This window comes from Syntrophothermus sp. (assembly GCF_013314835.1).
GTDB lineage: Bacteria > Bacillota > Syntrophomonadia > Syntrophomonadales > Syntrophothermaceae > Syntrophothermus > Syntrophothermus lipocalidus.
This window is the reverse complement of sequence record NZ_JABUEX010000021.1, coordinates 39,161-47,406: the sequence shown is the minus strand read 5'-3', so window position 1 is coordinate 47,406 and position 8,246 is coordinate 39,161. Positions and strand designations below refer to the sequence as shown.

Genomic DNA, 8,246 nt, shown 5'->3' with positions numbered 1-8,246 from the left:
CATCCTGAATTGCTCGTCTGCGTTAATCAGCGTCCAATAAATATCTGTGTTAATCTGTGCCCCATCTGCCCGGCACTCAGCTGACTGAAGTTGTAACATGACAGTAGCTCCCGAAACGCTAGTCGCTAATCAAGATTTAAGCTGAGTGCCGGGTCTGTGGCTAAAAAGGAAAGGTGGGGCGGAGTGAGCGAAGGGACCAAACGAGAAAGGATACTAGAGGCGGCAGTGGCCGTGTTTGCCGAAAAGGGCTACCATCAGGCTCGCATCGAGGAGATAGCGGCCCGGGCGGGAGTCGGCAAGGGCACGGTCTACGAGTATTTTGCCAGCAAGCTCGAGCTGTTCCAGGAGATGTTCCGGGCGGTTTTGGGGAGGTATTACGAGCGTCTCCAGTCAGTCAGGGAAGAGGGGCTGACGGTAGTCGAGCGGTTGCGGCTCCTCTTAGAACTTCACTTGGACTTCATTTCCCAAAACGCGAGATTCGCCCGGGTAGCCTTTGCGGACGGTGTAGGCTATGACCAGGAATTGGCCTTTTGGATATACGAACAGCGGAAAGCCAAGCTGGAACGAATGCGGGCGCTTTTCGAGGAGGGTATCGACCGGGGTGAGTTCCGCCCGGTGGATGCCGCGATTGCCGCCTCCATTTTTATCGGGGCCATGACCTCACTCATCGTGCCCATCGTTATGGAGTGCCAGGAAGCTGATCCCTCGAACCTGGCTCGGGAGGCTATGGACATACTGATGAAAGGGCTTGAGGTTTAGCTCGTTGGCGGCAGGCATAGATTGCAGTATACTTTAAGAGAGACATAATGGCGGGTGGTTAACATGAATACCGTGCAGCTAACGGAAGAGCTTTTGAGGGAGCTGACTCGACTGTCGCCAGAGATGCAGCAATTGGTTCTTGATTTTGCTCGCAGGTTGGCTTCGTTTCCTCAAGAAGGGGTCTCCGGGAATGACCTTATACGGTTTGCGGGAATTTTGAGCCCAGACGAGGCTGGTGAGATAGAACGAGCAATTGAAGAAGGATGCGAGCAGGTGGATCCCAGTGAGTCGATAGAAGGCTTGAAGTTGGAAAAGTGGTAAAAGCTATGAAAGCGAGGGTGGCTATGCGGGCGATGATTATGGCAGCCGGGGTTGGGTCCCGGCTGATGCCGCTTACGGCCGAGATTCCGAAGCCGATGGTTCCAGTCGCCAACCGGCCGGTGATGGAAAACATTTTGGGTGTGTTACGCCGGCACGGGATTACGGAGATAATCGCCAACCTGCACTGCCACGGGCCGGTTATTAAGGAGCATTTCGGTGACGGGGCGAGCTTCGGGGTGAGCCTTCTCTACTCGGAGGAGAAGGAACTCCTGGGGACCGCCGGAGGAGTGCGCCGGTGCGAATGGTTTTTGGGCGACACTTTCGTGGTTATGAGCGGTGATGCCCTGACGGATGTGGACCTGACAGACCTGGTGGAAGCCCACAAAAGGAACGGCGCGCTTGCTACCATTGCCCTGCGGGAGATGGACGAGGTGGAACACTACGGGGTCGTCATCGTAGGCGAGGACGGCTTCATTCAGAGTTTTCAGGAAAAGCCGCGCCGGGAAGAGGCCTCAAGCCGGTTGGTTAACACGGGGATCTACGTGTTTGAACGGGAGATTTTCGATTACATACCCGAGGGTGAGTTTTACGACTTCGGGCGGCAAGTGTTTCCACACCTGGTTCGCATACGGGCGCCTTTTTACGGACACGTCATCGACCGGTACTGGTGCGACGTAGGTGACGTCGACGCCTACCGCCAGGCCCACAGGGATGTGCTCGAAGGCAGGGTGAATTATCCCACAGAAGGGCAGCTTTTGCAAGGCACCCTGGGGGTCACGAGTATCCTGTTGGGCGAAGGGGTGGAGCTCGGGCGCGGGGTAACGCTCAAGGGGTGCGTCGTTATCGGGCCTCGCTGCCGCGTCGGGGATAGGGCGGTGCTTCAGGACGTTGTAATTTGGGAGGATACGGTGATAGAGGCGGAAACGGTTATTACAGGTTCGGTTATCGGCAGCCGCTGCCGCATTGGCCGCGGAGCTGCGGTCGGTCCAGGTGCGGTGATCGGCAGTCGTTACCAAGTGCACGAGGGGACAATTGTTCCTGAGAACGCCCGCCTCATGCCTCCAAGGTGAATCCAGGCGACGGAATGACGAGCGCGCAGCGAAGGCGGTTCTGGTTTTGCATGGCACGATGTGCAAAACCAGAACCGCCCTTGTTTGCGTAAAGTGTCAGCAGCCGTTTGCTGCCATAAACGCCTTAACCTCGGAGATGAATTGCCTGATGTCGTCCAGGTCGTGCTGAAGGATCTGGTATAGCTCTTCATCTGTCACATGGTGATAGAAGTGTACCAGACGGTTGCGGTAGCCTGCCATCTCAAAGAGCTTGGCGCCCAATTCCGCGGTCACTATTTGCCGCTTTTGCAGGCCCGAAGCTATGGATTTGTACTCGGCTGCCAGGTCAGTTTCACCTAGCTTCGACAGCAGGTGGCGGCCGATGTCGAACATGGCTTCTAGAGCTCGCCGGAGGTAGCTTTCGGCAGCGGCTGCTTGATCCGAGCCGGGAAACTGTCCCGGTTCAATCCGGCTGTAGGATTCCAGCCTCTTAAGGGCATCGCAGATAAAAGACAGGCGCTCATATACTAAGGTTTTGTTAATCATGGCTTCCCCCTTAAAATTCGGATAGCTTTTCTTCGTAGAATTTCTCGAGTACCCACCGGAAATCGGCGGCGCGGCGTAAAATAGACATTTCGTAATTTTCTCTGAACTCTTCCGATTCTGCGTAAACGCATTGTCCACGAGCTACGGCCTCGAGCTGGAAAACCGAGTGGTTTTCCTGAAGGAAGGTGAGGTCAAGCCGGAACGGCCGGAATAGCTCTTCCAGTTCGTTGTAGATCCGGGCGTACAGCTTAGCCCGCGGATAGGCAGGAGGCAACCCGCCTTTGATGACTACTCCCACGTCTATGTCACTCAGCGCGTCCCGCGGTTCACATTTTTCTCCGGACAGGAGGGCAAGACCTTGATCTTGTTGGGAGCCGAAGAGGTATAATAAAGCCACGCCGTATTTGCGGCAGATTTTGCTCAGCTTTTCGTATCTGCGCACCTGGCCTCACCTCAAGTATAGATTACATCAACAGTGGTCGGTTTGGTGATCCTACAATCGGACACCTGTTTTGATTGTACCACTGGATGAGATTGGCAACAAGGGGCCGGGCTGGATGGCGGGCAGGAATCAAGAGTGCTGGCAGCGAATAACCAACCGCGGGATTGTATTATGTAGACGCTGATTCGCGCAGACATGATAATTGTAATAATGGTTTCACCGCTAACAGGTGGACTATACGCCTCGGGCACAGCATCTGGGGGTCGTTTTCAATTTGAGCACTATATATATAAGATATAAGCGAGCGCCTCTAGGTAAACTCAAGAGATTGTGCGCCGATATCATAAATTTGTTTTATTCTATTTCAAATCTGCGTTAATCAGCGTCATATCAAAACCGGGAGGTGGATGGCATGGAGAGGAGTTTGGTGGAGAAGGCGAGGGAACTCTTAAACCGGAACCTGTTGACCACGACTCTGAGCACGGTCGATAAGGAGTATAATGTCAACGTGGCCGTCATTACGGTGGTGGAGATGGTCGACGACGAGACGATACTCTGCGCCCGGTTCGGGGCCGAGCAGACATACGCGAACCTGAAGGAGACGGGCAAAGGAGTCTTCATGGTACTGGTGACCGACGAGCAGGGGAGAAAAGACGGGGTCCGCGTCTATGTGGAGCTGGCCGAGGATTTGACCGAAGGGCCTTATTACGACCGTATCAAAGCCAGGCTGGAAGCTACCCCTTACCGGGATTTCCCGCTCAAAAACTGCCTGGTGTTCAAGATTATAGGGATTGCTCCAATCTCGACGCTGAGGAGATAGAGCCACAGACCCGGCACTCAGCTTAAGTCTTGGTCAGCGACTAGCGTTTTCGGGACTAAATGGCATGTTGCGATGTCGTCCAGCTGAGTGCCGGGTCTGTGGCTGAAGTAACAGGAGGGTTTGTGTTGCGGAACAAAGTCATGGTAGTATTTGGAACCAGGCCGGAGGCCATCAAGATGGCCCCGGTAGTCAAGGCATTGCAGGCGATGGAGCAGCTGGAGGTAAGAGTAGCGGTGACCGCCCAGCACCGGGAGATGCTGGACCAGGTCCTAAACCTGTTCGGCATCATTCCCGATTACGACCTGAACCTGATGCGGGAGAACCAGGACCTGTTCGGTATCACCTCACGGGTACTGGAAGGGATGCGGGACGTATACGAACGGGAACGGCCTCGCTTGGTGTTGGTACACGGGGATACCACAACTACCTTTGCCGCTGCTCTGGCGGCTTTTTATCTTCGCATCGCGGTAGGGCATGTGGAAGCGGGGCTTCGGACCCGGCGCAAGTACTCGCCCTTCCCGGAGGAGATGAACCGGACCTTGACCGGGCGCTTAGCCGACCTGCACTTTGCCCCGACCGAAACCGCCCGCCAGAACCTGCTGGCGGAAGGGGTAGCGCCGTTTCGGATCTGGGTTACAGGTAATACCGTTATCGACGCTCTCTACCAGACGGTAAAGCCTGATTACCGCTTTACGGGAGAATTGGCGGAATTGGATTTCACCCGGCGGATTATTCTGGTCACGACCCACAGGCGGGAGAACTGGGGGACGAAAATGCGCCAGATTTACGAGGCTCTGTGCGACATCCTGGAGGAGTTCGACGACGTGGACGTGGTTTTTCCCGTGCACAAGAACCCGGTGGTGCGGGACGTGGTAGAAGAAGTTCTTGAAGGGCGGGAGCGGGTTTACCTCATCGAGCCCTTGGACTACGAGCCCTTCGCCCACCTGATGGCCGCATCCTACCTGGTCATGACCGATTCCGGGGGACTGCAGGAAGAAGCGCCGTCGCTGGGCAAGCCGGTTCTGGTGCTGAGGGACACGACTGAACGGCCGGAGGCGGTCGAAGCAGGCACGGTAAGACTGGTAGGAACCGACCGCCGCCGCATTTACGAAGAGGCCAAGAGGTTACTCACCGACGAGGAGGCGTACCAGAAGATGGCCCGGGCCGTAAACCCTTACGGAGACGGCCAGGCTGCTCCCCGCATCGCCAAGGTAGTGCGGGATTTCCTGCACAATTATTAGCCACAGATGGACACAGACCCGGCACTCAGCTTAAATCTTGATTAGCGACTAGCGTTTTGGGACCTACTGTCATGTTACAACTTCAGTCAGCTGAGTGCCGGGCAGATGGGGCACAGATTTACACAGATGGTTGTTTTTGACGCAGACCTTTATGACTCTCATCTGAGTCACCACTAGAGAATGAAAATGCGACTGTGGAGGAGTGTTAGCCGGGCGAAGCGACGTATGACGAGCCGTTGCAACACACGGCGAAACTGAGGGCTGCGAAGCGGAGCGAGAAACAGGAGGTTTCGAGCAGCGAGGGACTGAGTGCATGGATGTCGAATCCCGAGCGGTCCGCTTCGCACCGAAGAGAGCCGATGTGTTGCAGGCGAGGAGTCTTGGAGCGAGCTGGCTAACACTCCTCCCGCCAATCGATTTTCGGGGCAGATTAACGCAGATTAAAATTATAAATAGTTGAAATCATAGCAAATTATGATTAGTGTAATTAAGATATGGCAACAGCAGCAGTAGATATACAGTACCATCTTTAAGCACAGATTCTTAATCACAAGCTTTAATTCTCAACTCTCAAATCTCAATTCTAACTAAATTTTAAATCCTCTTAAATCTACGTCTATTCAATATCAGTGTTTATCTGTAAACATCTGTGTAAATCTGTGGCTTGGGTAAATCTGTGGCTGGGGAGGGGGACTTCGAGAGAAGGAGTGAATCGGAGTTGGCCCAGTTGTTTGAGAGCTTCCTAAAAACGGCGGTGGCGTTTTTCGGGATACTCGTGTATACGCGGATTTTAGGGAAACAGCAGATCAGCCAGATGACGTTTTACGAGTACGTGACCGGTATCACTTTCGGTTCTATTGCCGCTGCCATCGCCCTGGACCGAGAGGCTAACACCGGCATCTTCTTGTGGGTACTGACGGTATTCGTCGCTCTAAACTATTTCACAGGGGTGCTTACGGTTAAGAGCCGTCCCATGCGCAAGCTCATCGAAGGGGAACCGACCATTCTAATCCACAACGGCAAGATCCTGGAGCACAACATGGCCAAGCTCAGGTATGACATGGAGAACCTCATGATGCAGCTTCGTGAGAAAAACGTTTTCAACATCGCCGACGTCGAGTTCGCAGTTGCCGAAAACGACGGCAACCTTTCGGTTTTGGTCAAGTCCCAGAAACGCCCCGTTACTCCCGCCGACTTGAACATGCCGACGAGGTATGAGGGGATTCCTTCCGAGATCATCGTCGATGGCGAGGTCGTGTACCAGAACCTGAAGCAGAACAACCTGGACGAGCAGTGGCTTATCCAGGAATTGAAAAAGCGGGGGTACAACAGCCCTAAGGACATCTTGTACGCCAGCCTCGATACAGACGGAAACCTCTATATCGACGAGCGAAGAGATAAAATGCCGCATATGACTGACGTTTCGGACTAAGAGGAGATCCGGCTTTTCCGTTGAATATACTAGTAGAAGTGAGTTATCACTGGCGAAATTGCTATTGACTGTTTTCGCATCTTTGCCGGTGTGTTAAGTTAATAGGGACAATGGCGTTATTTGAGCTGACGGCTTGATATGGAGGTAAAAATGTCTCGCATACGGTTCGGCCCTGAAGGATGGAAGGCGGTTCTGGCGGAGGAATTCACCTTCGCCAACGTGAAGGCCCTGACCCAGGGGATTGCCGCTTACCTTAACAGCAACAACCTGGGCAAAAAGGGAGTGGTGGTAGGGTACGACAGCCGTTTCTTGGGAGATAAGATTGCTCGGGCGGTAGCCAGGGTTCTGGTGGCCAATGGCATTAAAGTTTTTCTCTTGCGCCGACCGGTTCCGACTCCGGTAGTCGCCTTCGCGGTACGTGAACGCGCGACAGGTGGGGCTCTGGTGGTTGCCGGTGGCTCATGCCCGTATGAGTACCAGGGCTTGAAGTTTATACCCGAGTACGCCGGGGCGGCAATGCCAGCAGTGGCTGAAGAGATTCAGGCGGAGACCGACCGCGTGCTCGAGTGCCGCAAGGTGTACGAGCTATCCCTGGAAGAGGGGGGGAAGCTGGGATTGGTCGAAGAGATCGAGGTAGAGAATGATTACCTGCGGCACCTGAGCAGGATGGTAAACCCCGAGATATTTAAAGAGAGGCAGTTAAAGGTCGTGGTGGACCCTATGTTCGGGGCCGCGGTCGGCTGCCTGGATCGGTGCCTGGAGGCCTTCGGTTGCGAGGTGAGGGTCGTGCATGGGTACCGGGACGTTCTATTTGGGGGGCTCAGGCCGGAACCGGTCGATACCTCCTTGGATGATTTAAAACGGGCGGTGAGGGCGTACGAGGCGGATCTAGGGCTGGCCTTGGACGGTGAGGGCGGCCGTCTGGGGGTAGTAGATGAAACGGGGGAGTTTCTCACCCCGAATCGGGTGCTCTGCCTGGTTCTTGATCATTTGTTAAAGACCCGTAGCTTCCGTGGCCCGGTAGCCAGGACCGCAGCTACCACCCGGGTGCTGGACAGGATAGCGAAGAAAAACGGCCTGGGGGTAAACGAAACCCCACTCGGCTTCCACTACATTGGCGAGTGCCTGCGGGAACGGGGGTGCATGCTGGGGGGCGACGAAGAGGGGGGCCTAAGCGTCCTAGGGCATGTTCCGTGTAAGGACGGCATACTAGCCGGGTTACTGGTGGCGGAAATGGTGGCTTTTGCGCAAAAAAGCCTGAGCGAGATTTACGGGCAGTTCACAGAGGAATACGGGCGAACCGAGAACCAGCGGTTAGATTTCTGTTACAGAGAACAGGATAGGGAACGCGTCACCGCCCGCTTGCAGGAATTCAGCCCTAAAGCCATCGCCGGGGTCAAGGTGGAAAAGACGCTCAGCGTGGAAGGGAAAAAGTTCGTCATGGAGGACGGGAGCTGGGTTCTGGTCAGGAATCCGGAAACCCAGCCTGTTGTAACCGTTTATATCGAGGCTCAAGACCGGGTGCGGTTGGCCGATATCCAACGGGAGATTCAAAACGCGCTAGGACTATCATCCCAATAAATTCGGTCGCTTGGCCGAATTCTTTTTTCGCGGGTTTTGGGACTATCATAAAGTT

At 54.7% G+C, this 8,246-nt stretch carries 9 protein-coding genes; 7 read left to right on the top strand and 2 right to left on the bottom strand.

All coding sequences use genetic code 11. The features are described from left to right. Positions 1–183: 183 nt before the first annotated feature. From HPY90_RS08240 to HPY90_RS08230, 3 genes are all read left to right on the top strand, one after another. Positions 184–759 carry a TetR/AcrR family transcriptional regulator gene (locus tag HPY90_RS08240; RefSeq protein ID WP_287193459.1) on the top strand — a complete coding sequence of 192 codons (576 nt, stop codon included), beginning with the start codon at positions 184–186 and terminating at the stop codon, positions 757–759. A gap of 63 nt (positions 760–822) precedes the next feature. Continuing rightward, positions 823–1,080, top strand: coding sequence for a hypothetical protein (locus tag HPY90_RS08235; RefSeq protein ID WP_273699162.1), 258 nt, complete (start codon positions 823–825; stop codon positions 1,078–1,080). A gap of 5 nt (positions 1,081–1,085) precedes the next feature. Next, positions 1,086–2,150, top strand: a complete 1,065-nt coding sequence (locus tag HPY90_RS08230) for a nucleotidyltransferase family protein (protein WP_287193455.1) — start codon at positions 1,086–1,088, stop codon at positions 2,148–2,150. 96 nt (positions 2,151–2,246) lie between these two features. Here the strand turns inward: HPY90_RS08230 and hepT are convergent, their stop codons facing one another. After that, positions 2,247–2,675, bottom strand: a complete 429-nt coding sequence (gene hepT, locus HPY90_RS08225; RefSeq protein ID WP_287193452.1) for a type VII toxin-antitoxin system HepT family RNase toxin — start codon at positions 2,673–2,675, stop codon at positions 2,247–2,249. Between the two features lie 10 nt (positions 2,676–2,685). Next, on the bottom strand, positions 2,686–3,117 hold the full coding sequence (locus HPY90_RS08220; protein ID WP_287193449.1) for a nucleotidyltransferase domain-containing protein: 432 nt from the start codon (positions 3,115–3,117) through the stop codon (positions 2,686–2,688). A 412-nt stretch (positions 3,118–3,529) separates the two neighbouring features. Between HPY90_RS08220 and HPY90_RS08215 the strand changes: the two genes are divergently transcribed. The 4 genes from HPY90_RS08215 (at position 3,530) to HPY90_RS08200 (ending at position 8,191) form a co-directional block, all read left to right on the top strand. Then, positions 3,530–3,937, top strand: coding sequence for a pyridoxamine 5'-phosphate oxidase family protein (locus tag HPY90_RS08215; RefSeq protein WP_287193447.1), 408 nt, complete (start codon positions 3,530–3,532; stop codon positions 3,935–3,937). Positions 3,938–4,077: 140 nt separating this feature from the next. Continuing rightward, positions 4,078–5,178, top strand: a complete 1,101-nt coding sequence (gene wecB / locus HPY90_RS08210; protein WP_287193472.1) for a non-hydrolyzing UDP-N-acetylglucosamine 2-epimerase — start codon at positions 4,078–4,080, stop codon at positions 5,176–5,178. A 718-nt stretch (positions 5,179–5,896) separates the two neighbouring features. Next, positions 5,897–6,610 (top strand): YetF domain-containing protein, encoded by a 714-nt coding sequence (locus tag HPY90_RS08205; protein ID WP_287193444.1) that lies wholly within the window; start codon positions 5,897–5,899, stop codon positions 6,608–6,610. Positions 6,611–6,760: 150 nt separating this feature from the next. Next, positions 6,761–8,191, top strand: coding sequence for a phosphohexomutase domain-containing protein (locus tag HPY90_RS08200; RefSeq protein ID WP_287193441.1), 1,431 nt, complete (start codon positions 6,761–6,763; stop codon positions 8,189–8,191). Positions 8,192–8,246: the final 55 nt, after the last annotated feature.

What these genes read in the sequence shown, in the direction of transcription:
- hepT (WP_287193452.1), bottom strand. Translation starts at nt 2,675, where the DNA reads ATGATTAACAAAACCTTAGTATATGAGCGCCTGTCTTTTATCTGCGAT.
- wecB (WP_287193472.1), top strand. Translation starts at nt 4,078, where the DNA reads ATGGTAGTATTTGGAACCAGGCCGGAGGCCATCAAGATGGCCCCGGTA.
- HPY90_RS08215 (WP_287193447.1), top strand. Translation starts at nt 3,530, where the DNA reads ATGGAGAGGAGTTTGGTGGAGAAGGCGAGGGAACTCTTAAACCGGAAC.
- HPY90_RS08235 (WP_273699162.1), top strand. Translation starts at nt 823, where the DNA reads ATGAATACCGTGCAGCTAACGGAAGAGCTTTTGAGGGAGCTGACTCGA.
- HPY90_RS08230 (WP_287193455.1), top strand. Translation starts at nt 1,086, where the DNA reads ATGAAAGCGAGGGTGGCTATGCGGGCGATGATTATGGCAGCCGGGGTT.
- HPY90_RS08200 (WP_287193441.1), top strand. Translation starts at nt 6,761, where the DNA reads ATGTCTCGCATACGGTTCGGCCCTGAAGGATGGAAGGCGGTTCTGGCG.